24 protein-coding genes are annotated in these 24,926 nt (G+C 39.6%); all 24 read right to left on the reverse strand.

Going from position 1 to position 24,926, the window contains the following annotated elements; genetic code table 11:
- Positions 1–251: 251 nt before the first annotated feature.
- A complete protein-coding gene (locus EHO60_RS11320) occupies positions 252–1,190 on the reverse strand; it encodes a glycosyltransferase family 2 protein (RefSeq protein ID WP_135768305.1) in 939 nt (312 codons plus the stop codon).
- 96 nt (positions 1,191–1,286) lie between these two features.
- Entirely contained in the window at positions 1,287–2,861 is a 1,575-nt protein-coding gene (locus EHO60_RS11325; RefSeq protein ID WP_246028279.1) for a hypothetical protein, read from the reverse strand.
- A 65-nt stretch (positions 2,862–2,926) separates the two neighbouring features.
- A complete protein-coding gene (locus tag EHO60_RS11330) occupies positions 2,927–3,862 on the reverse strand; it encodes a GDP-L-fucose synthase family protein (protein WP_135768307.1) in 936 nt (311 codons plus the stop codon).
- A 52-nt stretch (positions 3,863–3,914) separates the two neighbouring features.
- Positions 3,915–5,027: a DegT/DnrJ/EryC1/StrS family aminotransferase gene (locus EHO60_RS11335; RefSeq protein ID WP_135768308.1), complete on the reverse strand. Its 1,113-nt coding sequence runs from the start codon at positions 5,025–5,027 to the stop codon at positions 3,915–3,917.
- A complete protein-coding gene (locus tag EHO60_RS11340; RefSeq protein ID WP_135768309.1) occupies positions 5,024–5,455 on the reverse strand; it encodes a sugar 3,4-ketoisomerase in 432 nt (143 codons plus the stop codon). The genes EHO60_RS11335 and EHO60_RS11340 overlap by 4 nt, the downstream gene beginning before the upstream one ends.
- A gap of 58 nt (positions 5,456–5,513) precedes the next feature.
- The gene (locus EHO60_RS11345; RefSeq protein ID WP_135768310.1) at positions 5,514–6,329 is read right to left on the reverse strand and encodes a methyltransferase, TIGR04325 family; all 816 of its coding nucleotides are present in this window, start codon (positions 6,327–6,329) and stop codon (positions 5,514–5,516) included.
- A 3-nt stretch (positions 6,330–6,332) separates the two neighbouring features.
- Positions 6,333–7,232 carry a glycosyltransferase gene (locus tag EHO60_RS11350; RefSeq protein WP_135768311.1) on the reverse strand — a complete coding sequence of 300 codons (900 nt, stop codon included), beginning with the start codon at positions 7,230–7,232 and terminating at the stop codon, positions 6,333–6,335.
- 49 nt (positions 7,233–7,281) lie between these two features.
- On the reverse strand, positions 7,282–7,947 hold the full coding sequence (locus EHO60_RS11355) for an FkbM family methyltransferase (RefSeq protein ID WP_167880209.1): 666 nt from the start codon (positions 7,945–7,947) through the stop codon (positions 7,282–7,284).
- 102 nt (positions 7,948–8,049) lie between these two features.
- Positions 8,050–9,870: a capsule biosynthesis protein gene (locus tag EHO60_RS11360; RefSeq protein ID WP_135768313.1), complete on the reverse strand. Its 1,821-nt coding sequence runs from the start codon at positions 9,868–9,870 to the stop codon at positions 8,050–8,052.
- A gap of 6 nt (positions 9,871–9,876) precedes the next feature.
- Positions 9,877–11,382, reverse strand: a complete 1,506-nt coding sequence (locus EHO60_RS11365) for a capsular polysaccharide export protein, LipB/KpsS family (RefSeq protein WP_135768314.1) — start codon at positions 11,380–11,382, stop codon at positions 9,877–9,879.
- Positions 11,379–12,836 (reverse strand): capsular polysaccharide export protein, LipB/KpsS family, encoded by a 1,458-nt coding sequence (locus EHO60_RS11370; RefSeq protein WP_246028280.1) that lies wholly within the window; start codon positions 12,834–12,836, stop codon positions 11,379–11,381. Before EHO60_RS11370 ends, EHO60_RS11365 begins: the two co-directional genes overlap by 4 nt.
- A 56-nt stretch (positions 12,837–12,892) precedes the next feature.
- Entirely contained in the window at positions 12,893–13,828 is a 936-nt protein-coding gene (locus EHO60_RS11375; protein WP_135768315.1) for an accessory Sec system protein Asp2, read from the reverse strand.
- A gap of 114 nt (positions 13,829–13,942) precedes the next feature.
- Positions 13,943–14,734: a hypothetical protein gene (locus EHO60_RS11380; RefSeq protein WP_135768316.1), complete on the reverse strand. Its 792-nt coding sequence runs from the start codon at positions 14,732–14,734 to the stop codon at positions 13,943–13,945.
- 19 nt (positions 14,735–14,753) lie between these two features.
- Positions 14,754–15,578, reverse strand: a complete 825-nt coding sequence (locus tag EHO60_RS11385) for a hypothetical protein (protein ID WP_135768317.1) — start codon at positions 15,576–15,578, stop codon at positions 14,754–14,756.
- The gene (locus EHO60_RS11390; protein ID WP_135768318.1) at positions 15,575–16,861 is read right to left on the reverse strand and encodes an ABC transporter ATP-binding protein; all 1,287 of its coding nucleotides are present in this window, start codon (positions 16,859–16,861) and stop codon (positions 15,575–15,577) included. The genes EHO60_RS11385 and EHO60_RS11390 overlap by 4 nt, the downstream gene beginning before the upstream one ends.
- Positions 16,861–17,916, reverse strand: a complete 1,056-nt coding sequence (pseI, locus tag EHO60_RS11395; protein ID WP_135768319.1) for a pseudaminic acid synthase — start codon at positions 17,914–17,916, stop codon at positions 16,861–16,863. Before pseI ends, EHO60_RS11390 begins: the two co-directional genes overlap by 1 nt.
- Before the next feature lie 18 nt (positions 17,917–17,934).
- The gene (locus EHO60_RS11400) at positions 17,935–18,408 is read right to left on the reverse strand and encodes a GNAT family N-acetyltransferase (RefSeq protein ID WP_135768320.1); all 474 of its coding nucleotides are present in this window, start codon (positions 18,406–18,408) and stop codon (positions 17,935–17,937) included.
- A complete protein-coding gene (locus tag EHO60_RS11405) occupies positions 18,409–19,404 on the reverse strand; it encodes a PseG/SpsG family protein (RefSeq protein ID WP_135768321.1) in 996 nt (331 codons plus the stop codon).
- Positions 19,405–19,410: 6 nt separating this feature from the next.
- On the reverse strand, positions 19,411–20,181 hold the full coding sequence (hisF, locus tag EHO60_RS11410) for an imidazole glycerol phosphate synthase subunit HisF (protein ID WP_135768322.1): 771 nt from the start codon (positions 20,179–20,181) through the stop codon (positions 19,411–19,413).
- Between the two features lie 18 nt (positions 20,182–20,199).
- The gene (hisH, locus tag EHO60_RS11415; RefSeq protein WP_135768323.1) at positions 20,200–20,811 is read right to left on the reverse strand and encodes an imidazole glycerol phosphate synthase subunit HisH; all 612 of its coding nucleotides are present in this window, start codon (positions 20,809–20,811) and stop codon (positions 20,200–20,202) included.
- A 19-nt stretch (positions 20,812–20,830) separates the two neighbouring features.
- Positions 20,831–21,979: an N-acetyl sugar amidotransferase gene (locus tag EHO60_RS11420; protein WP_135768324.1), complete on the reverse strand. Its 1,149-nt coding sequence runs from the start codon at positions 21,977–21,979 to the stop codon at positions 20,831–20,833.
- A gap of 10 nt (positions 21,980–21,989) precedes the next feature.
- Complete coding sequence (locus tag EHO60_RS11425; protein WP_135768325.1) at positions 21,990–22,724, reverse strand: cytidylyltransferase domain-containing protein; 735 nt, start codon at positions 22,722–22,724, stop codon at positions 21,990–21,992.
- Positions 22,725–22,729: 5 nt separating this feature from the next.
- A complete protein-coding gene (gene pseC / locus EHO60_RS11430; protein ID WP_135768326.1) occupies positions 22,730–23,893 on the reverse strand; it encodes a UDP-4-amino-4,6-dideoxy-N-acetyl-beta-L-altrosamine transaminase in 1,164 nt (387 codons plus the stop codon).
- The gene (pseB, locus tag EHO60_RS11435; RefSeq protein WP_135768327.1) at positions 23,890–24,900 is read right to left on the reverse strand and encodes a UDP-N-acetylglucosamine 4,6-dehydratase (inverting); all 1,011 of its coding nucleotides are present in this window, start codon (positions 24,898–24,900) and stop codon (positions 23,890–23,892) included. Before pseB ends, pseC begins: the two co-directional genes overlap by 4 nt.
- Between the last annotated feature and the right edge of the window lie 26 nt (positions 24,901–24,926).

Consider the following 24,926-nt stretch of genomic DNA (forward strand, 5'->3'; position numbering starts at 1 on the left):
CGAAAAAAAAGATATCAAAGATAGTTTTCGTATTTTTCAAATTCGGATTTATCGATCTTTGAGAAAAATTCGGGTCCAGATAAACGTAAATTAACGGAGTTTGAATACAAAAGAATTTCCTTATTCCAAGTATTATAACTAATGATTCTTCGAATAACGCCCCCTTCCACTTCCAATAAAGAAATAATTTTATCTCCGTAAGGAATTTCCTGAACACTTTTGTAAAATTCTTTCAAAATCCCTCCAACAATTCAGAGAAATATACGTTTCAAAGTAAATCTACCGTAATTAAATCTGACATCAAATAATACAAAAAAGAAAATATAAACGACTCTGCGAAGAAAAGTAAATGAAGGATCGATCTTAATTTTTTTTGTCAACCAAAAATCAACATAGGAATCCAACCAATATCTCGAAACCTTTCCAATGAGTGCTTTCTGCATGCGGACAATTTCAGAAAGCACCTTCATTTTTGAACTTGTCTTTGTTTCTCCGTGAATACGCGTGCAAGCGAGCATTTTGTTAACGAAAGTCAAGGGAATCGTTGCGGAAATTCTAAGCCAATACTCATAATCCATACAATACATGAGATTCTGGTTCAATAATCCAACTTTATCTATGATCTCTTTTCTCATGAAAACAGCCGGCTGAGAAATATAACAATAATCCACCAATCTGCCACGATCGTATGACTCCATCGGATATTGTTGGATAATTAAATCATCTACGGTTATATGAAAGCTTCCTCCGTAGATAAAGAACACGTCTGGTTTAGCAAAACTCTTGAGGACGGTTTCGAACGCATTTTCAAGATATATATCGTCCGAGTTTAACCAGCCAAGAATAGATCCCTTAGAAATCGACCAACCCTTGTTAATAGCATCTGCTTGCCCATTGTCCCTTTCGCTGAACCAGCGATAGCTAACACCTTTGCACCCAATTCCTCCCAGGTTTTTAGCCGGAAGATAAAACTCTAATCCCTCAAAGTTTGCCACTTTTTTACCGGATAAAACGATAGTTTCGAATTTTTTAATAATTTCTCGCGAAGAATCGGTCGACCCTCCGTCCATGATAATATAATCCAAATAAAAATCACCGCTCTGTGATAGAACAGAATGAACCGTTCGTTCTAAGTATTTATCCTGATTAAAAGAAGGAGTAACAATCGATATAATCTTGGGTAAAATCATTTCAAAATAGCCTCCTAAGCAGCTGCAATTGCCTTTCAAATTTCATGAACACGTTTCCGAAAAAATCTTTCAAAAGGCTAATTACATCAATTCTCATTAATTAAGGAGATTTCGGACGCGTAAAAGTCCTTTTTGGAGGAATGCTTTCGGGTCCGTAAAAAAATAATTCAACCAGTAAATCGGATTTTTCTTAATCTCCTGAAAAACCCGTTCACCCAACTCATCGGGAGAATGCCATTTCCATTGCCCCAAAATATATAATATCTCAGCGGTTTCGGGCACAGGTATATTCATGAATACAGGATTTAGGCGCAAAAAATCTACCCACCCTCCCGCTCTCCTAATTCCGTTATGAGAAATTCCCTTAACGGCAATCTTAAATTTCAAATTTTCTTTATCTTCAGACGCCCTAAATTCGATACTCTCTATCCGAATTGAAACATAGCCCCACTTAACAGGAGCCCAGGAGATTTGTGAAAGATTGACACCTAAATCTTTTAAATTGAAGCGTATTTTAAAGAATGAAGTATCAAAATCGAACGGCTGAACCTCACATCTTCGGTTCCAATAAGTGGTATTTCTCTCCGCAGGAAAAAAAATTGACGCATTATATTTCTGAGGATCAAATATATTATCTCTTCTTTCTATATTATAAATATTGTCTGCGTGAGTTAATCTCAGGCTATGCTTTATGAAATACGAAACGAGTTCTGTTTTAACGTCTTCGGTTCGATTTCGATTCAAGATGGACAATCCGTAAGAAATATCCTCCCGACGGTTTAAACGTCCAAACAAAGATAAGATTTCCTTGGAGAATTTAGTTTCTAAATTTTCCGGCAGATTAACCTTGTCGGTCCGTATATTTTCGTACAACTTTTCGAACTCTAATAATTTGAATAAATAAGGTCTATAAAAGAAAAAATATACGGAATCGAATATATCGTAATTTCCCGAATGCCCCCACCATCCGTCCTCAAGCAGCTTAAAATCATGAAAATGATAAAATACTGTTTTAAATTCCCTTTTAGTGTTAAATTCCATTCCATAAACTTGATCGTTTTCTGAAAAAAAAGCATACTGTTGGACGTTCCAAGGAGCAATTCCCCCGCCTAAATGCTGCAAGACGTGAACACCTTCGAACATACTGAGCCAATTATCTAGATATTTTTGATCTCCGAACCTTCCTTTGTCCGGAATAGCGTAACACCAATCTATACATTTTTCTCTCCACCAATCCAGCGCTCTAATACCGTTCGTATCGTTCTTAAAAGATATGAACTGAACGCAATAAATCCCGTTTTGGTCTGTTTGGTCGTATTTCGGAGTGTAACGATGTTCAGTCAAAAGTATCGATTTATTCGCAGGCATTTCATCCAAAAGAATCTTTGGATCCTGCATGAACATCAGATCAGCGTCGATATAAGTGCATTGATCCAATTTGAATTTTTGAATGCAGTAAAAAATAGTCGAAGGGGTGCAAGTCCAACAGTATTCTTGCTTAGTTCGTTCCTTTTTTACGTTCAGAAGTTCTGTATTTTCAAAATCCCCCAAAGATATCGGAGTGACGTTTGGTAGGTTTAATCTCTTTAATCCAATAAACGTATCCTGATCGAATGCAAATACATAGATATGATATTTTGTCCTGCAACTCTCTTCGAGAGTCTTAAGCAAGACGATTCCTCTAGAAAAATATTTGGAATCAAAAAGAGTACAAAAATTTAGCATAAGCTAAGTTTTCAGATTCTGACGTTACCCGAAAGAAAATCCTTATACGTAACGGAAAGTCCTTCGACTAAGTCAATCCTCGGAGACCACCCCATTTCTTTCAACCGAGTGGAATCCAATAATTTTCGAGGAGTACCATCCGGTTTCGTAGCGTCCATAACGATATTTCCTTGATAACCTACCACTTTCTTAATGATGTCGGCCAGATCGAAAATGGAAACTTCGCGCCCGCTACCAATATTTATGGTTCGGTCATCCTGATAATTATCCATCAAAAAGACGCAAGCATCCGCCAAATCATCGACATATAAAAACTCTCGCAAAGGCTTACCTGTTCCCCACATAACCACTTCCGGCAAATTAGCCATCTTTGCTTCGTGGAATCTCCTAATTAAAGCAGGAATCACGTGAGAATTCATTGCATTATAATTGTCCCCTTTTCCGTACAAATTAGTGGGCATTGCAGATATAAAGCATGTATGATATTGCTTATTATAAAATTCGCACATCTTTACCCCCGCTATCTTCGCAATCGCGTAAGCCTCGTTGGTTGGCTCCAAAGGAGCCGTCAAAAGAGAATCCTCCCTGATCGGCTGTTCCGCAAACTTAGGATAGATACACGAGGACCCGAGAAAGAAGAGCTTTTTAACTCGATATACGTAGGAGCTATGGAATACGTTATTTTGAATTTGTAGATTATTATAAATAAAATCAGCCGGATATGTATTGTTGGCATAAATACCCCCAACCTTGGCCGCCACGAGAAAGACATAGTCGGGCCTTTCCTTTCTAAAAAATTCCTCCACATCCACCTGACGGATTAAGTTTAATTCCTCCGAAGAATGTCCTATAATATTTTTAAAATCCCTTTCGCGCAAGGCTCTAGCGATAGCCGAGCCTACCATACCATATATACCCGCAATATAAATTTTAGCATCCTTTTCCATCGAAAGACCCTAGCCCCTAATCATATAGATTTTTAATACAGCGGTTTTAAATTTAACGGAATTGATTCAATATGTCGCAGACTATTTGGACTTCGGATTCCGTTGTCGCATAAGAAATAGGTAAACTTAGCTCGTTCTGATGGATCTTGTCGCAGATCGGGTAGCCGCTCGGATCGGCTTTCCAGTCCGCCCTTGCAAGAGCTTCCAACATTGCAGGCTGTTTATACGGAGGAAGAGGATAGTGAATTTCGGTTTTAACCATCGAGTCCAATAGATATTTTCTAAGCCGATCTCGCTGAAAGCAAAGGATTGGAAATATATGATAAACGTTCTCTTCCTCAGGACAGGGAGCTGTAACGCAGATTAAAGGATTCCGAATTTTCTCTCGATATAGGGCCGCTAATTTTTTTTTATGCGAATTGATTGCGTCTATTTTTCTCAATTTCACCCGTAAAAAAGCCGCTTGTATTTCATCTAATCTAGAATTATAACCTATGAAATCATTGTGATATTTAATCTTAGAACCATAGTTTCTTAGCGCTCTTACACGGTCTGCGAGGCCAGGGTCATCCGTAACGACAGCTCCTGCATCGCCCAAAGCTCCTAAATTTTTAGTCGGATAAAAACTAAACGAATTCAAGATTCCGAATGTTCCGGTTTTTTTTCCGCTCTGACACGCTCCATGAGATTGAGCGCAATCCTCCAAAACAAGCAGGTTAAATTGATCCGCAATTTCCTGGATCGTGACCATATCGCAAATACGTCCATACATGTGTACAAGTTGTATGGCTTTGGTCTTAGGAGTAATTGCTGCATAAATTCGAGCCGAATCAATATTTAATGTCTCAGGGTCCGGCTCTACAAAAACCGGACGGTGCCCGGCCCTTATTATGGCAATCACGGTGGCGATATATGTGTTTGCCGGAACAATTATCTCCGAACCTTTAGGCAAACACAAGGCCTCCAAAGAAAGAATCAAAGCATCCAATCCGTTCGCCGTACCGATACAAAATTCATTTCCATTCCAATCCGCGAATTCTTTTTCAAAATTCCGAACTGATTCCCCTAAAATATACCAGCCCGACTCGATTACTCGAAGAGCCTCCTCTTGGAACTCCTCGAAAAACGGACGATTCACCTCTCGTAAATTTTCATATTCTATCAATGGTTAAATTCCAAATACTTAATAAATTCCCCGTAATCTCGAATATAATCGTCTTCGGAATAATGATCCGATGCTACTACCATGATAATGCAATCTGGAGAAAAATCTTTCATCGAATGCCATAATTCCGGACCTAGCCTTACCCCTACAGCTTCAGAGTTCATTAAAATATCTTGCTTCCGTATTCCATCATCGAGGTGCAGTAGAAAACTTCCATTCATACAAAATATTACTTGGTCTAATTTTTTATGTGCGTGCAGTCCTCTTACCTGAGTCAAGGCTTCGATTTTAGTTATATAATATACTCGTTTGATCGAAAAAGGGACGTCTTTCTCCCCTTCGAGAACTGTTAAGGCGCCTTTTTTCCCTCCTTGTTGAGTCTTCAAAAAAATATACTCAGAATTTTTTACAATTATCGGGTCTAGCATATATTCTAAATATTAGTAAAATTAAAATGCGGCGTTTCTAAATAAAAATTGAAGAAGATCATTTTCGAGTGAATATAAAAGCCTTATATGCAGTGTCTTCCCCCTTCAATGTCATCGGGTCCAATGCAAAAAACTCCCCTTTCAGCTCATACGCGAAATTCATATATTCCAAAAAGCGCTCACGGTTGAAAAACCATATCGGATATTCAGCTTCATATATCTCCGGAGGCACGGTTTCAATTAAAATACGATCTGGCTTTCCGTTTAAAAGAAATGGAGTTCGATCTACTATCACGTATTTAAAATCATGCGACAATAGTTTATGGAGCGTCGCGTACGGATCGGGAAGGTAGGGTAATACACTGGAAAGAAGTAAAACGTTCGGACGAACTTCTTCCATACATTCCTCTATAGAATAATAGAAATTTAAAATTCCGTCCTTAAAATTGCGTAGACCTTCCTCCACGAAATGCTTTTGTTCCACGATGGACCATTTTAAATCTTTGATACAACTCAAAAAACCTCGATTCTGAAAATAGCTACTGCCTAAAGAACCGCCAAAATCCAGTACATTTAACCGGCCTTTCTCAGAGGCGGTAGCATAGAGAAGCCCTATCAAAGCGGGAAGCGAATATTCGATTTTATCGAATAAGACTGAATCTCTTTCGTACACAGCCTCGCCGGATTTGACCTTCAATAACGAATTTTTTACAGCCTCTAAAATATTTGGGGAAGCATAAGTATCGCATTCTTTACTAGCTTCACTCCACGAAGTAAAATTCCCGTTAAACCAAAGATGTTCCTTTGGACTCTCTAAAAAATAGAGAGAAAGTTTGCGCAATACTCTTCCGATAAAATGCCGTAAATCACGCATATACTATCGCAATTTCAAAATTATTCTTCGGATTAAACGGAAAAAAGGGAATTTACGCGGTTTGAAATAACGTGCGAATTTTTTTTTGGCAACAATCGACTCTTCCACTTTTAAATTTGGCGTAAAAAGAAAACGACTTTTTGAAACTTCGGGAGAAAGATCCATATTCAAACCAGAATGAGTACCCGTAAGATCTAGACCGATATTTTGTACTAAAGATCTTCCCGGATAGAGACAAAGTAAATTTTTAAGAAAACAATCCGCATACCAGCGAATTGCCCAAGAATCGTTTTTTCCTTGTATTTGGTCTCTTAACATTTGAGTATAAGGAAAAGAGTCGTAGAAATCAAAATCGTTTTCCAGATTTTTCCCCTCGATTTGATGCAAAAGTTCAGAACCGTTCGAATTTAATCTAGACCAAACCCTACTCCAACTTGCCCATCCCCAGCAATCGGCTCCCTTTAGAAAAAAAAATTCGGGAAGGTCGGCGATCGGATAACTATAACCACTAATGCAGGAAATTCTGTCATCGTTTTCATACAATTTCAGATAATAATTCATGTAGGTTAAAAACTGAGGGTGTGTAACAATATCGTCTTCTAAGACGATTACAGAATCGTATTGAGCTAATACTTCCGTAACTCCCGTTAAAATTGACTTTGCTAACCCAAGATTGCGCTCCCTAAAAATCAATTTTACGGACTTAAATCCGGAGACTATGCTTAGGTAATTTCTCACCTCCAGAACGCTATCTTCTACCTCTTTATTCTTAGGGCCGTCGCAAAATAGAAAGATTTCAGAATACTTCGATTCCGCGTTTTCAAGTAACGCCTCAATTGTCCGCTTGGTGTGAGCCAACCGACGATAGGCAAATAAGGCAATGGGTGCAAACTCGTTTTTCAATCAACCTCACATGCGTACACGTATACTATACGTACAATGAACGCACTCTCTAGATACCACGGCCGTTTTTATAAAAAATTGTCCGTCCTGTATAAGCAACTAATGAATATCCCTGCGCGCGAAGGTATTCATGAATTTTACTCTTCCCTGGGTTTTCCGGATCGAAATTCAATATTTCAATCATTAAATATTCCGGACGATACGATTCCCAGTCGTTTGAAAGGAGGACTTCTTCCTCCTTACTCTCGACGTCCATAGTCAGAAAATCGATCTTTCGCCCATGACAATATTTAGATAAAATCTCTTTAAGTTCAAAAACCGGAATAGATACGGTCTTATCGATCTTATACGTTGTCGAACTCTCCAAGGCGAGAGCTCTTTCCCGATTAAACGTATTCAAAGCGGGATCGGTCATACAAAAAAAATCGATAGGATTTTTCGAAACACCGATACCGATCTGTAAATTTATATCTTCCCGCCTGTATCTTTCAAATTCGATAATAGCGCCCGGAGTAGGTTCAATATTGATCCCTCGCCAACCTTTATTATAAAAGAATTGAGTGTTAGAAAAACGGAACGGATGGTGCGCTCCTATATCAACGTAAAATCCCGAAGTACGATTTCCGATCAACTCGCATAGTACGACGTCCTCACCTTCTTGCGACCAAGAAATTTTCCCAAACTCTTCAGCGATTTTTCTATCGCGATAAAACAAGAAAATAACGATTTTCTTAATAATTCTCAGCACGATCCTCTACCGATACAGACGCATATTAAACTGGCACCAAACTCTCAATAACGCTTAATGAATACTTTGTTAATTAGCCGAAGAAATCCAGGTTTGAAGATTTGCATACAAGGTCTCTGTTGATGCGGAACCCTTTTCCAATTCATTTGAAAAAAGAACCTTCACCAATCCCTTCATCTCCCTCTTCACAAACTGCAATTCCTTTCCCTGCGATACCTTAGACTTAGAGGGAAGCATCAAATCCAATTTACTGTTTAGGGAACCAACAATCACACGACTTAAAAGGCTTTTATCCACTATATTTCGTTCGTAGTTCATTTCCCGAAACTCTAGCGGTAACGATCTCTTCAAACACAATTTCTGGCGGGACGAAGCCGAAAACTTGGATGAAAAAAGTAACCATATCGTTTGAAGTTTACTTTGAAGTAATTTTAATCGGTGAGACAAAGCATTTCTCGCTTCCCCACTGTGAAGAAAAGTGGAAACCTGAAATGTTCCAGCGGAAAATTTCATTGCGTACCACCGAAACGCGTGAATAATCCGATTAAAATCAAATCCTTCATTCAACGCCCTTTCCAACTGCCGAAAATAACTTTCCTTATCATTACAGGTTAAATTCAAATCTGCAGGATATAAAATCAAATCATTCGAATAAATTAGAACCGGAATCCCAAGCAAGGTCATTTCCTCGCCCACACTAGACCATGCATTTAAAAAAAGGTCGGTCTCTTTCGACAGATCGTATAAAGATAAACCGTCTTCAGGCCAATTTATAATCACATTATGCGGTAAATCTTGTAGTACTTTTTCTAATTCTTTTGCATGAGTAGATTTAACGGAGTCTCGCTTGTTCGGAAATTCCCGAGGATGGACCCGAATCAAAAGATACAAATCTTTTCTTGTCTTAAAGTAATTTATCGTAGCCTCGATCCATTCGATTTGATTCGAAAACACCTTCTTCGTATCCTCTATACTCACCCCAGCACAAGCTGAAGCATAGCGCTCATCGTTACTACTTAGTGTTGCGACGACTAACCGCGATTCTTTAGGAATTCCTAAACTTTCCCTGATACTTAAAGTTCCTTTTAATTTTGACGAATACACCAAAAAATGTGATCCTTTAAATAATTCGCGAAAATGCTTTCCAACATTTCGAATTGCTTGCAAATCGAGAGGTATTTCTCTAAAGATTGGCCAGTATTTGATCAGATCCTTTCTGTATTCGAAAGTATATCCCTTGTAGACGATCATCGAAGAAAGTCTGGAAGCGATATTTTCGCCTGCGTGTAAAAAATAGAACGGAATCCCCTTACCTTGTGCTACCATAGCAAAGGAATGATTAACGACGTAGAGCGAATTATATACAAACAAACACTCCGGCTTTTCTTCATCTATAATTCGTTTAGCCGCTAAATGTGTTAACAAAGCATTCCGAAAGGCAATTCGATAAAATTCCTCCTCCTCGGTAGAAAGCTCAAGGTCACTTTTTTTCAATTGCAACAGTAATTCATATAGTGAATTTTTTCCCAAAGGAACATTATCTACACTGTAATTTTTGAGAAATGTTATAGGTTTATTCGAGGTTTCTTTCACAAAACTTCGTTCCCGATCCGTTAACTTGTCTCCTATTTCGATTTCACGAAAATTGAATCTATGACGCAACAAAGCTCGGTGAGAGGAGCAATTTTTGCACGCCGCAGATTTTAAAGATGCGATCGAATCTTGGGTTAACCCCAGTGCGCTCATCACGGTACAATATTCACTATAGGAAGAATTACATCCCACGTAAACAATCTCATGTCCGTAATTTTGCAAAGCCTCCGCAATAAGCGCTTCCGGGAATGAATGTACCCATATGGCGGCATGCGGGGAAAAAAATAAGATTTTCAAATTACATTAAACCCCTTCCGGTCCGACTCCCTTAATCTTTTCGCGCATTACTCGTATCAAGGCGGCGCTCAATGCCTCGATGTCTCGGGAAAAATCCAGCTTGCTGGCGATTCGGTATTCAATATCAACATTTCCTTTAATTGAAAATAAATCGACCAGTTTCAAAAATACCGTTCGATCAAATTCAGAAGTTGTATGCTTTCGAGAAATTATTTCGGCAATTGCGAACTTGCAATCTATGGAATTACGAATCTGATAAATGCCGGGAGCATATTGATAAAAAGTGTTTCCAAAAAGCAGAACCGGTTTATTTTTAAAGATGGCTTCCCAGCCGACAGTGCCGCTTGCCGTTGCAACGGCGATGCAATTTGACAAAAGCTCCTTCGAGCTAAATTCCTTCGGAATCATCCGAACAGATCTAATCTCGGACAACCTTTTGTAAAAATCTCGACCTCTTCTAGAAAAATCTTGGTTCGGATGTTCTTTAACATATATCAGAACATCCTCGGGTAAATAATACGAGAGCATTTCTAAAATTAAATTTTGATCAGCAAATCTTCCTGCCAAAGGCGAAGTCGATAGTTCCGGCTGTAAATGCAAAGGGAAATAAATATAACGATCTTCTTTATTCGGAATATAATGTAATCCCTGGAGCGCTATCAATGAATCTTTTTCAAGTCTACTAACAGCCTTTCTAAAATTATTTTTCCTTACGACTTGTCGAAGAGAATGAATGTCCATCAATTTAACTAAATATCGCAAGTCTTTATAGAGACCTGTTAAAAAAAGTGCGAACTCAGTAAAACCACTGAGCAGCCTTTTTCCTAAGGTTTTTTTCTTTTTACGCATATAAAAAGGGATGTGCTGGCCATTTTCATCAGTCTGAAAATGCACTTCTTCAGACAATCGCTCCGACAACTCAAGTTCTACCGATCCACCTTTCTCCCATTTATCGCGAAGCTTCTTTTCAATTTCACAATAGCCAGGGAGCGGTTCCCTCCAGTCGGACATCAAAAAGGTCATATCATACTGAAATTGATAAAAGAAAAAGGTGGAAATGCCCCTAACTTTGCATAGATGAAATATTATAAAATCAAGAACTTCATGCGGAATATTCAATGCAACGAAAGCATCAAAATCACGTTTGGTTAAGACATGGTTCCAATATCGCAAATGTTCATAATAGATTTTTCTACGAAATTCGTATGGCCATGCATCGAGAATGTTCCTGGATTTCCTGTCCATCATCCGATAGACCTCCACCTCACATTCGCGCATGGATTCGATCAAATTCTGATCCAAAGGATCAATCAAATTCCAGTCCAACCCGGAGTAACCTCCAGAGATCGCATGCCAATCATGAAACGTATATCCTTCGGAAAAACTTGCCTGGGTTGCGTTAGACTCCGCGTTTCCTATTATTTCACAATAGTCGATTTCAAATTCCTCATGCAAGGCCTCAATCATGGGAAAGTGATACGAATTATAAAGTCCGTATATAATAAGATTCATCTATAATCGGCAGATAAGCTCTTTTTCAAAGATTCAATAATTATGGACGAATTCTGTTTCCAGCTTAATTCAGAATTCTGCATATAGTCCGGATCAATATTTCCGTACACTGCATGAGTATCCAGCGCCTTCAAAAAAGCTCGAATCGAAGTCCAATCCTCCTTTCTCGGATAACTTAAAATATCCCGCAGAGCCTTCTCGAAATCCTCTTTCGATCTAACCGGAAAAACATTAGGCGCATTCTGATAGAAAGTATAACCAAAAAGAAAAACACTTTTAGCTTTTAAAAAAGCCTCCCAACCCGCGGTTCCCGTACAAGTTGCAACAGCAAAGCTATTATCAATTAATTTAAACGTATCATAGCTCCTCGGAACGATCTTCACCGATTTTAAACTTGAAAGAGTTTTATAGAAATCCTCGCTACGATATAGCATATTCTGATTCGGATGCTCTTTCACATAAATGTAATAGCCCTCGGGAAGATATGCACTCATCAATTGAGCTATTAACAACTGATCCACATACACCCCGGCCATTGGAGAGGTAGATAATTCCGGCTGCAAATGAAGAGGAAAATAAATAAATTTTTGACTCAGATCAGGACTTACGCAGAGATTTCGATAGTAATCATTTATTTTTTCCGACCTATCTAGCAAGTAATGTTCCTTCAATAGGCTATAGTATTGATTCAACCTTTGACGCAGGTTCCAAACAAAAAGAACCAAGCGCCAGGGCTTAATCAATAGATTCTTCATTCTGCTTTTAAAAAAAGGAAATCTTCCTTTACTAAATTCATTTATTTGCTGGTTCGGAGGAGTGAGCATATAAAACGGAATTTCGCTGATTCGATTCACCACATTCATTTGCCATTCATGCTCCAACCTCGGAGACAGAGCCATCTCTCCGGAACACGACAGAGCAGCGATACGCTCTCTGATACCGGGAGTCGGGTCCTTCCAATCGCTCATTGAGAATGAAAGTCCAGGCTGGAATTGATAAAAAAGAACTGTCCGAATCCCCTTCACTCTGCATAAACAATAAATTATATAGTCATATACAACGTGCGGTATATTGGAAGAAACAAATAATTTGATCTGTTCCGTTTCGATCACATGGTTCCAATATCGTAAGTGCCGGAGATACACTTCCTTCCGCTTATCGTAAGACCACTCGCCCCGAATTTCATCTCGCTCCATCATTTTTAAAGCTACTGCCTCGCAATCCGACAATCGCTTCAGCAAATCCGAATCCAAGGGTAAAAGCTCCACGCCAAGAGGCTCATAAATATACTCATGCGAAAGAACAGCGCATGCATAATATTTCGTTTCGACTCGTAAGGGAATCTTTTCTTCCTCATAAATAATATGACAGACTTCCGCTCCGACAAAATCCACAAGGAAGGATATAATAGGGAAATATTGAGGCTTATGGAATCCGTTGACGATTATACGCATCGACTCAACCAAAAAAGCATTAAAAATTATTTATAAACTATACTTAAAACGGCCGATTAATTCCAATCGCGAAAGCGCGACCGAATCTTTCGAACAAGCGAAAGCAGACGTAATTTTGACAAAACCGATCGAAGAAGGAATAGCATCTTATTTCTGTAATTTTTTTCCACTTCCGGTAAGTATTTATAGGAAAGATATTCTTTCGGACGAATTTCTCTTTTTTTTATCATCTTCTGAATAACATCCAAAATTACAGGTTTCGTACAATAGTCACTACCATGCCCGCCGGTAGGTCTGAAATCCGCATATACGTTTCCGCCAAGAGATTTCCACCGATCAACGATCGGAATCACCTGTTCAGCATGAACTCCATAATCGTCTTCACATGAATGTATGAATAGTATTGGTAAATTTTTGGCGCGATTCCACTCGTTCAGCAAGCGGGCCACCTGTCTTGTATACTTGAAATTGTTTTCCGACATTGGATCACCATCGGGGCAAATAAATGCAACATGTTTGTAACGCCCCTGTTTTTCGGCACATATATCCAAGTCGATATGTGGGCTAATGCAGACAATTCCTTTCGCATTGAAAATCAAACCGAATTTCAGGGCCGCAGTCGCTCCCATCGAAGAACCGATCGTAATCAAATCTTGATTGCTTATTCCGTTTTCATTTAGGATAGATTGAATCATCTTGAGCATTGCGCGCTCTACGAAAAAATCCCCGTGCTCGCCAGTATAATAAGTTCCATTCTTTGTAAAACCAAATTGATCGCAAAGAAACAACGAATTGAACTCTCTCTGATCCCCTAGCATTTTTAAGCGATGGAAATATCCTTGATAATTCTCCTTGTATTCTTTCCGATCGCCCCAGTCTCCAAAGAACGCGGTAAAATGAATTACCAAAGTTCGGACTCCAGGTTTTTTCCTAAAAATGTAAAAAAAATCGCGGCCTTGTTCGTCGGTATATTTAGATATATCCAAATTCATTTACTACTTCTATATAAATATTCGAATATTCAAAACTTCAAACGGTTGGTTAATTTAAAGATTCTTTCGTTAGAATACGACAAAAGTTCGATTTAAAACCGCCAGTTGTTATCATCAAGTATGAAGGGCTGTGTATGTCCCGTCAGAGTAATGCGAGAAAAGAATCGGTTTTTCATTCCCTCTCAGGGTATCGGAAGCGATATATACGTATTCGTTATTACCTAATTGCATTTGATCGAATACAACTCTCCGGACCCCAAGAGCGGGCACCAATTCTTCCGAAGAGACGACTTCTTCTCCTAACATATTCATTACGATAATCTTTAATTTCTCCGCCCGTTGACTCGGATTCATTTGAAACAGTTCGAGAGCTGAAATTGCCTGGACTTTGAGTAAAAACTGGGAGTACCAAAAATTAGACTTTGGACCCGATATCGGAACCGGAGCTACGGTTTGCGGATGCACCATGGCTAACGATTCATAGCCGGAGGAATGATAGAAAGTATAAAAATGCGAAGTTAATTTACCTAATCTTCGAAGATAATATTTTTGAATGAAAGATAATCTCGAAGCCTTCAAATTCGCGTAAAAAAGACCGCGCGGCGGTAGCGGCCCCGAGTAAATCGCCGCTATGTCAACGTTCAAACTACCGTACTTAGGCAATTTTACATCCTTGGAAAACAGAAGATTTCCTTCCTGGTCACTCAAGGAAATCTCATACCAAATACTTCCAATTAACTTAGGTAAGAGAAATGAAGGGTAATTTGTGATCGAAAAGTTGGTCTTTCTTTTCTCATCATTGATGAATATTTGGGTAACGGGGGCATTTAGGTTGGCGTTTTTACTTTCTCTAAAATTCAAATAAAATCTATAGATCGGTCTAAGTAATGCTTTAATGACGTTCATTGTCCCTTACCTCTCTGATTTAATACAGCAAAGCCTTTTCACGGACCTCTCGCATATTTTGACTAACAAAATAAGTAGGTGCAAGGGAATGCTCTAACGCCGCCGTCCCAATCTTTTCATTTAAGGTCATCGTTTCGATAGCAAAAAGACTATTTCCCCCTCTTGCGGTCATAGTAATCAAGATGGGAGAATCCGTGAGATTTAACTTATGACCGATCTCCATTTTTACATCTATATACGAGCAAGAATTATACGGCAAAGATGTCTTTTTTCTCAAAATCAGTTTTCCCTTTTCATCAAAAAAATTCAACTCCATGGTTTGCAGCCGAGGAGGAATGTTTTCCTTTCCCCTGTAATTCGCTAAAGCGATAACCGAATTCAGTTCCTTTGATATATATATTTTATGATTTAATAGAATGATAGGAGCGTATTCATCAATTACTCGAAGAGGCAATTGGTCATAGATCACGGAAGGTAATGATTTAGTTTTCTGACTAGAATATATGATTTCGTGCTCTTGTTCGAACCATATATTTTCTCCCGTGGATATCTCGGGTATTACAACTAATAATTCAACTTTCTCTTTGTTATCTCCGGATAAAAGATCGCTTACTTTAAGACTCACATAGGAATTGAACTCAATTTTTCCGTAAGACGGTTCCGAATAAAGACAGCTTCCTTCGTAATCGAAGATTTCTACTCCGAAATTGACTCCCTTCCCTTTTTCCGTAGCAAGCGGATCTGCAGGATTTCTCATAGTATTTCTAAGTAATACTTCCGCATTAAATCCAAATCTCCTATACGCGCCGACTAAAAACAATCCTTTGGATAATCCGACATTCATCTCGCATGCTCCCATTTATAGTCCATGATAATCGGACCCGAGACTTTTGCGGTTTGTTTGGCCAGAGGTCCGTCGTATCTGATCGATGCTAAATCCCCTTCGACGGCAAAACTACCTACGTCTATAGTTCCGGTAAGAGGAGTCTCGTAGTCGATTCCTCTGATTGCAAGAAAGACAGAGTACATTTGCCCAGGCATAAGAGGCATTTTCTTAAATATACATCTGAGAGTTCCGGATCCTTTTTTAATATTAGGGCGGGAAGCGTCGTAAAGCATACTCCCCATAAACAAGGAACCGGAGGCGCCAGAAACTCCCACACTAAAGGTAATCGTCCCCAGATCGGCTAAAGCTTCATAGGAAATCTCAACACAAAGATCACTGAGCATTGGAAATATATTTTGTATTTTTTCCTTGCTATCCATGAATCTAACTCTTTTAATAATGAGATTCCCGTCGAAACTACGAATAATAGACTCCAATTGCGAATCCGCTAACGAATCCAAGTAATTGTTCACTACTAGTTGAGTTTCGCCAAACTCAACTAGTTTACCGGCTCGTAAGTGCGCGACTTTATTGCATAAGACCAAAATTGAATTCAAATTATGACTTACAAAAAGAATCGTGCGCCCCTGCCCTCCTACTTCGGAAATTTTTTGCATGCATTTTTTCTGGAATTTAGTGTCCCCTACCGCAAGTATCTCATCTAGAATTAGTATCTCCGACTGTAAGTGTACAGCGACGGAAAAAGCCAGACGGACATACATTCCGCTAGAATAACGTTTTACCGGCGTATCAATAAATTGCCCTATTTCCGCGAAATCGATAATCTCTTCAATTTTCGATTTTGTCTCATTCTTTGACATCCCTAAAATAGCGCCGTTAAGATAAATGTTTTCTCTCCCTGACAATTCGGGATGAAAACCGGTGCCTACTTCTAATAAACTAGTAATTCTACCTCTTACTTTAATTTCACCTAATGTTGGGGCAGTTATTCGGGAAAGGAGTTTTAAAAAAGTAGATTTACCTGCGCCGTTGCGGCCGATTATACCTACACGGTCCCCCTTTTCGATTTCCATATTGATATTTTGTAAGGCCCAAAAAGTGGAATTTTGTTCTCGCGATGTTTCGGGTCTATACTCATGATCCTCCAAAATAATTTCGTTCGGATCTTCTTTTTTTCGAATCTTAGCCCACCAACTCTGAAAATCTCTTTGGAACGATCCAGTTCCAATCGCTCCCAAAGTATATTTTTTGGATATCGACTCCGCCTTAATGACAATCATCACAAACCTTTTATCATAGAATAATCTAAGGGAGTTCCGGCCTTCAAATCTCCCGTTGAGACCTTTCCGAGAACCTTATCTAAATATTTCGGGTGCAACCCAAAACCGGGACGTATAGAACGAACGTTTTCTTCAGTAAACATTTCGCCAATTTTTATATCTTTTACGATAAATAAGGAACGGGAAAATTCCCTGCTTTTCTTTACTGATTCTGACAAATCATAATTTATAACTCCAAGTGATTTCTCAGCTTGTCTTACCGCATTCACCATCGTCTTGAATTCTTTCGGCTCCATCGAAAAAGAAGAATCCGGACCGCCTAAATTTCGATCCAGTATGAAATGCTTTTCTATAACTTTTGCGCCTAGAGCGACTGCAGCAACCGGAACCGACCATCCTTCTGTATGATCGGAAAGCCCTGAAATAACACCGAAAGTTTCGGACAAGTTCGGAATAGTACGTAAATTTGCCTCCTCATAAGGGGCAGGATAGGAAGATGTACATTTCAAAATTATGATTTGCTCATTTTCCATCTCTCTACACGTCCTTACTGCCAGATCGATATCTTCGATACGGGCAATCCCAGAGGATATAATAATCGGCTTGCCCTTACTTGCAACATATCGGATCAGCGGAATATCGGTGATTTCAAAGGAGGCAATTTTGTATGCTGGAACGTTCAATGTCTCCAAAAAATCGACTGAACTTTTATCAAAAGGAGAAGAAAAGATTTCTAATCCTAACGACTCCGCAATTTCTTTTAATTTGGGTTGCCAGTCCCATGGAGTATAGGCTTCGGAATATAAATCATAGAGAGTCTTACCATCCCAAATCGTTCCTTTTTGGATCTTAAACCATTCTGCTTCAGATTTTAAAGTAATAGTATCGGGAGTATAGGTCTGCAATTTTACGCAATCTGCACCCGACTCCTTCATCGCGTATAAAGTTTCTACCGCCAATTGAAAATCTTGATTATGATTGGCCGAAAGTTCCGCAATGATAAAACACGGATTTGGGTCCCCAATTAATTTTGATCCGATTTGAATCTCTTTCACTGAATTAAACCTTTAATATCATATCGTTTTTTTCATCAGTATATACATTTTATTATTATATTCAAAGTCAGAATCGTAAACGAACAATGCTTTAGCAAAAGATTTGATCGAGGGAATATTTGATTTATTTATTTGCGCAAAGACGTATTTTTTCCGAAAATTTTCATTTTTATAGATTCTGCATGCCTCCTCCAAAATAAGGGACGCAAACGACAGGCCCCTCATAGCGGCAACTAAGCTAATGCTAATGACGGCGTTTTCCAAATCTTCCGCTTGAAAACGTACCTGTCCCAAAAACGTTCCGGCTTGATTGGTTACGATCAAGAACAGACTTTCCGGATCCTGAATTTTCGATGTAAACCATTTTTCATGTTCACCCCATTCGATGAAGGAGGGATTCAGACTATTCTCCCTCACAATCGGATCGTTGGATAGATCAAATACGTCTCGGATATGCGATATATCAGCTTTTCTTAAAATAATGTCCTGCATTTACTCAAAAGCGAGCGATTCCATAACACGAACCGCCCCCTTGGCATTCACCGTTTGATGTAGACAAGAACGCTGAGAAATTCTCTTTTCATAAGATTTATATATGCGTATCGAAGCAGAAATCTTCTCCAACAAGCCGACTTCGCCGCCGTGCATAGTAGGCACTCCCAATAAACCCCAGCCTCTTGTATTTATCTTCTGATTTTCCGCAGTAGCTATTACGATCATCGGAGTTCCAACTGAAGCAATTTCATAAGTAGTATGACCTCCGGCCGTTATACAAAGATCTGTTTTTTGAAATAATTCTTTCATCTTAGAAGCAGATATCCCAGAATACACGGACACATTCTTATCCTTAAAATGATCAGCACGAAAAACGCTATTTCCAGACCCGATAATCAAACTTAAGGACAAATCCGGAAATTCGCGAGTTAACGAATCTGAAATTCGTTCTGTCAAATTCTCGCGATCAACTCCGCCAAAAGTTAGCAAAATGTTTTGAATTTCCTTAGAGCACTCATAAGAGCTTGAATTCTCCCAATATTCTTGTGAAAGTAGTGCGTATTTAGGGCCGAGAAGATACGATTTTTTTCCTGATTGCCCTTGATATAACTCAAGATCAGAACCAATCGAATAATTGATTATAATTCCGTCCGGATAATTCAATCGAGCAAAATCATCGATATAAGCCAGCTTCGCGCCAATATTCGAGATCGATTTAACTCTAGAAAAAACCTCTCTATCTGCCAAATAGCTATCGAAAATAATAATATTTGTTCTCTTTAAAAAATCGGCCACCTTTCCCGGAATTGAAACTTTCCAATCGCAAATAGCAGAATTTATTCCTTCAAGATAAGATGCTCCACCACGGTCCGAATCGCACACGAACAAACACTCCAAACGAAGCGATTCGGCGGCTTGGTAAAGCGCTTTCACTCGCGCTAAATGTCCGTATCCGGTTTGTGAAGTACCTTCAGTTAGGAAAGTCGCAAACATGCGAATTTAGAGAATCCGAAATTTCCTGACAGGAACGCCATTCGACGCCAAAAATTTCTTGGCTTCCAAAGGAGTTTGCTCTGTGAAATGAAATATGCTCGCAGCAGCCACAGCGGACGAGTGACCTTCCCGAATTGCGCTGAGCATGTCTCCATAACTTCCCGCACCGCCGGATGCAATAACGGGAATTTTGACGGAATCCGATATTGCTTTTAATATGGTTAGATCGTAACCGGTCATTGTTCCGTCCCGATCGATAGAAGTCACAATTAATTCTCCGGCTCCCAACCGTTCCAACTCCTTGGCCCAAGAAACTGGGTCTACATCTATCTTCTTGCTTCCAGAATTAGCGTAACAAACATAATGACCTGGGGACTCTTCCATAAAATCTATACTTCCCACTATGCATTGGGAACCGAATTTTTCAGACGCTTCAGTAATAAGTTTTGGATTTTCATAGGCGGCGGAATTAATGCAAACCTTGTCGGCTCCGGCGAGCAATGCTTTTCGAATATCGATTACGCTCTTAATCCCGCCGCCTACGGTTAACGGAACGAAACATTCTCCCGAAAATTCGGATACGGATTCATAATCTAGATCTCTGCCTTCCCTTGTAGCGGAAATATCCAGTACGATCAACTCGTCCACCTCTCGCATATTGTAGACTTTAATTGCTGGTAAGACCGTATCGACTCTTCTCCAGCTATTGAATCGAACTCCTTTAACCAGACCCACGTTCTTCATCAGAAGAGTTGGAATTACTCTAACTTTTAGCATATAATTCGATCGACTTTACTAGGAAATATTAAGAAAGTTTTGAATGATCCGAAATCCTAATTGGCTACTCTTCTCGGGATGAAACTGAACCCCCATGACGTTTCCCTTGCGAAGTACAGATGTAAAACCCTTACCGTAAGGCGTAATACCGACTACGACATCATCTGAAGCCGGCTGAAAGTAGTAGCTATGGACGAAATAAAAATCCGAATTTTCCGGTATATTCGAAAAAAGATCGTCGCCCTTTTTGTAGGCGACTTCATTCCAACCAACATGAGGAATTCGTAAATCATCGAACTCATCCAATCTTTTTATTTCGCCCGGGATTAAGCCTAATCCTTCGCTTTTACGAACTTCGTAGCCAATATCTGCAAGTAGTTGCATCCCGAGGCAGATTCCAATAAGCGGAACTCCCTCTGAAACTGCATCCTTTATAGCTATATCAAATTTTCTTTCCTTTATATTCTCGATCCCGTCAGGAAAGGCGCCAACCCCAGGAAGCACAATATGAGTCGCTTTTTTCAGATCCAAAGGGTTGTCCGTTATTTCGGCCTCTGCACCGCATTCTTGAAAGGCCCTCAACACCGAGGACAAATTCCCCATTCCATAATCTATTATCGCTACACTCATACAACTTGACCCCGTATAATCAGTTGTCGTAATTTATTTTTGTAAGGTTAAAATCCTTATCTTTCACAAGATTTCCACGGGAATCCTTAACAAATAATTTCTTATTCGTAAACTTATCCGCTACCCTTACAAATTCTTCCACCGTCATTCCAAGCGGACGAAGAATCTCTGAAAGCTGTTTATCGAGATACGTCCAAGGGAATTTACCATCCTGCTTCTTAACTAAATATATTCCATCCTCACGAGTCAACCTTCCTCTACGAATATGCAGAGAAGCGTGGTCACTGGCTCTTCCGAATCCAAATTTAATAAATTTAAAAAATTCATGAATTGCTGTCTGGTAATTGTCCAAATTTTCGTAATTAACGATCGAGCCCTCGGTTATCTTATACCAAGTTTGAAATCCATGTGCTTGAGCTAAGAGTGAATTTGAATAACCGTCCCAAGGCAGATAATATCCCAAAAACAACCCAGTTACTCCAACACGTTTCAGCTCTTCGTCGCTCGGATAGGTATAAGGGATCAAATCTTTCTGCGAAATATCTTCAACACCTGGGAGATCCGAAACTCTCAATCCCAAGAGCCCTCCAAATTCTTCCAGCCATCTTCGATCAAGGATGCTTCTCTCCGAATCGGCCGCAGGGCCCCCATACTCATTCTGGGAATTCTCACCCCATATAATTAACGGAATATTATATTGAACTGCAACCCTTACGGGAATGGTAAAAATACTTACGTGTTCCGGCCAAGAAATATCCCCAACCCTCGTTAAACCTATATAATTCAATTTGGCTCTAACTAAAGGATTCGGTGAAAATTCAAGATAATCCACCCCTAACTTCTTGATATTTTCAATATTCTTTCTGCCAACCTCCGTCAAATCGCAAGTCGAAGCCGTCACACAAAGAGGATTCATACCAAGTTGTAACAACCTGACCACCTGAAACGTACTGTCTTTTCCACCACTTACCGGAACAATGCAATCCCAATTAGAGCGATCCTTAGAGCGATATTTATCAAGCAGAAGCATTAAGCTCTCTCTTCGCTCTACCCAATTTACTTCCTTACGATTTTCATAACTTCTACAAGCGTTACAAACTCCAGCTTCATCTAGATAGAGATTCGGCTTCGTATCGGGCATAACACATTTTTTACAGTATTTAATCATTCATTGCCCCTTATAATTTCTTTTGCGCAATATGTTCGTTAATCTTAATATATTCCGGATTTTTATTCAGAAATTCAATTACTTGTTTTACTCCAAATTCGGGATTTTCCGGGTATAAAGTTTCGATTATAATCTTGATAAGTTCGTAATCCTCTTGAGTATCCACCGTAAGCCTGAATGAACTTTCATCAATCGAATTGATCACGCTTCGGAGAGAGAAAAGCGAAGGGTTCTTATATATATATGGAGTGACGTGCTCCCTATCGGAAGGATCAAACGCCGCTCGATGGGCCGCAGATAAAGTCTTATAAGAGAAAATTTCCGCGTCCATTCCTCTCGGAAAACTTCTCTCAAGCGTATTCGATACGTAATCGACTCCGCTTTTTTGATACATAAAATAGGACTGAACAATCTCGGATAGAATCTCTGGATCTATAATCGGACAGTCCGAAGTGACTCGAATTATATTTTCAACTCCGAATTGAGTAGCGGCTTCGTAATACCTCGAAAGAACGTCCGATTCAGATCCTCTATAATAAGGGATATTCATCCGTTCGCAAAGATCGACAACCGGCTGATCGGATTCGTTCGTAGTAGTCGCAATGATAATCCCGTCTACGAGTCGGACCCGCTGTAACCGTTCTATCTGATACTCTAGTAGTGTTTTATCTATAACTTTCTTGAGTATCTTTCCTGGAAGACGAGTAGATGTCATTCTTGCTTGAACAATAAAAGCCGTCTTCATCAGAATTAGGAGAGAATATCCTTTATAGTCTTAACTACGTATTCTTGCTGCTCATCCGTTAAATCGTAAAACATAGGAAGACTTAGGACAGATTCGTAGTATTTTTCGGCCTCAGGAAAATCGCCTATACGAAAACCTAGTTTCTGATAATAGGGCTGAGTGTGCACCGGTATGTAATGAACCTGCACTCCTATGCCGCAAGAGCGAAGGTGCTCGAAGAGCTGCTTTCTATTTATTTTAGTCGACCCGGGAATCAGACGTATCGGGTACAAATGAAAAGCCGATTCCGATTTTGGATCTTGAAACGGAGTGATAATTGGGAGACCTTTCAAAAGCCGTGTGTAATTATCGGCGATCTCCTTACGTCTACTAATAAATTGATCCAATCTCTTAAGCTGACTCGCCCCTAGGGCAGCCTGGATATCGGTCATCCTATAATTAAAACCCAATTCCGTTTGCTGATAATACCAAGCGCCGGCCCCGACCGACTCCGACGTCATTCGCTTCGGATTTCTAGTGATTCCATGCGATCTTAGCAACTGGAACTTTTCGAACAACGAATTATCGTTTGTCGTCAACATTCCTCCCTCTCCTGTCGTGATAATCTTAACGGGATGGAAGCTAAAAACGGTGGCATTCGAATACAGACAATTCCCTATACGCTGCCCCGCATATTTTCCACCTACCGCATGGGACGCATCCTCAATAATCTTAAAGCCATATATCTTACTTAAATCGTAAATCGACTTCATGTCGCAGGATTGTCCCGCAAAATGAACGGGAATCACTACTTTGGGCAATCGATTCTTTTTCTCAGCCAGCTTAAGCTTACTGACGAGAGAATCGATATCCATATTATACGTTTTTGGGTTTATATCGACAAAATCGATATTAGCACCGCAGTACAAAGCACAGTTCGCAGAAGCGACAAATGTATTTGGAGAGGTCCAAACTTCGTCGCCTTGCCCAATTCCCAGAGCTAAACATGCTATATGAAGTGCGCCTGTTGCATTTGATACTGCGACAGCGTAAGAAGAGCTGCAGTATGCAGATACAGCATTTTCAAAAGATTCAATGGCGGGTCCCTGTGTAATAAAATCGGATTTCAGAACCTCGACTACAGAATCAATATCGGCTTGATCAATGTTTTGACGACCGTAGGGAATCATACTCGAAAGGACGGGTCCACGTTTTCCACGATCAGCTTTCGGATCTGCTCGACGGAAAGCCAATCCGAATTAAGTCCGCTACTATAGCGAAAATCTTTAGGGCAAAAACCACCATTGAATTTTTTCTTGAACTCGCTCACATTCCAAAGTTCCACGGATGGAAGAATTACAAAATAATCTTTAAACTCGATCGTATTCATCCCATCGGTTTCAGTTATCATTTCTTCATGTAATTTTTCGCCGGGGCGGATCCCTACGACCTTCATTTCGCAATTAGGTCCAATGGCTTCTGCGACGACTTTTATATTGTAGCTTGGGATTTTAGGTACGAAAATTTCTCCTCCCCACATATTTTCCAAAGCATATAAGACCAGATCCACTCCTTCTTCCAAGGTTATATTAAACCGGGTCATGCGCTCATCCGTAATTGGTAAAATTCCTTCTGATCTTTTCTTCAAAAAGAATGGAATCACGCTTCCTCGGCTTCCCATAACGTTTCCGTACCGAACCACAGAAAAACGTATATCGTGCTTTCCTCTATAATTATTGGCCGCTACAAAAAGTTTATCAGAACAAAGCTTCGTGGCCCCATACAGGTTAATCGGAGCGGCAGCCTTATCTGTGCTTAGTGCAACAACCTGCTTAACTCCCGAATCTATGGCAGCATCAATTACGTTTTGAGAACCCAAAATATTGGTCTTTATGGCTTCAAAAGGGTTATACTCCGCGGCCGGAACTTGCTTTAAAGCGGCAGCATGAATAACGACGTTAATTCCTTCCATTGCCCTCATTAATCTCGCTTTGTCCCTGATATCTCCAATGAAGTATCTGATCTGCGGGTTCCCTATCTCTGAAATTTCCTGCTGCATCTCGAATTGCTTCAATTCGTCCCTTGAAAAGACCACTAATCGTTTTAAATTCGGATATTTAGCCAAGACGGTCTGTATAAATTTTTTTCCGAAAGAGCCCGTTCCTCCGGTCACTAGAATAGATAAATCATTCAGCATTTAAGTTCCCTTTAGTATAAAAATAA

Source organism: Leptospira fletcheri (assembly GCF_004769195.1).
GTDB lineage: Bacteria > Spirochaetota > Leptospiria > Leptospirales > Leptospiraceae > Leptospira_B > Leptospira_B fletcheri.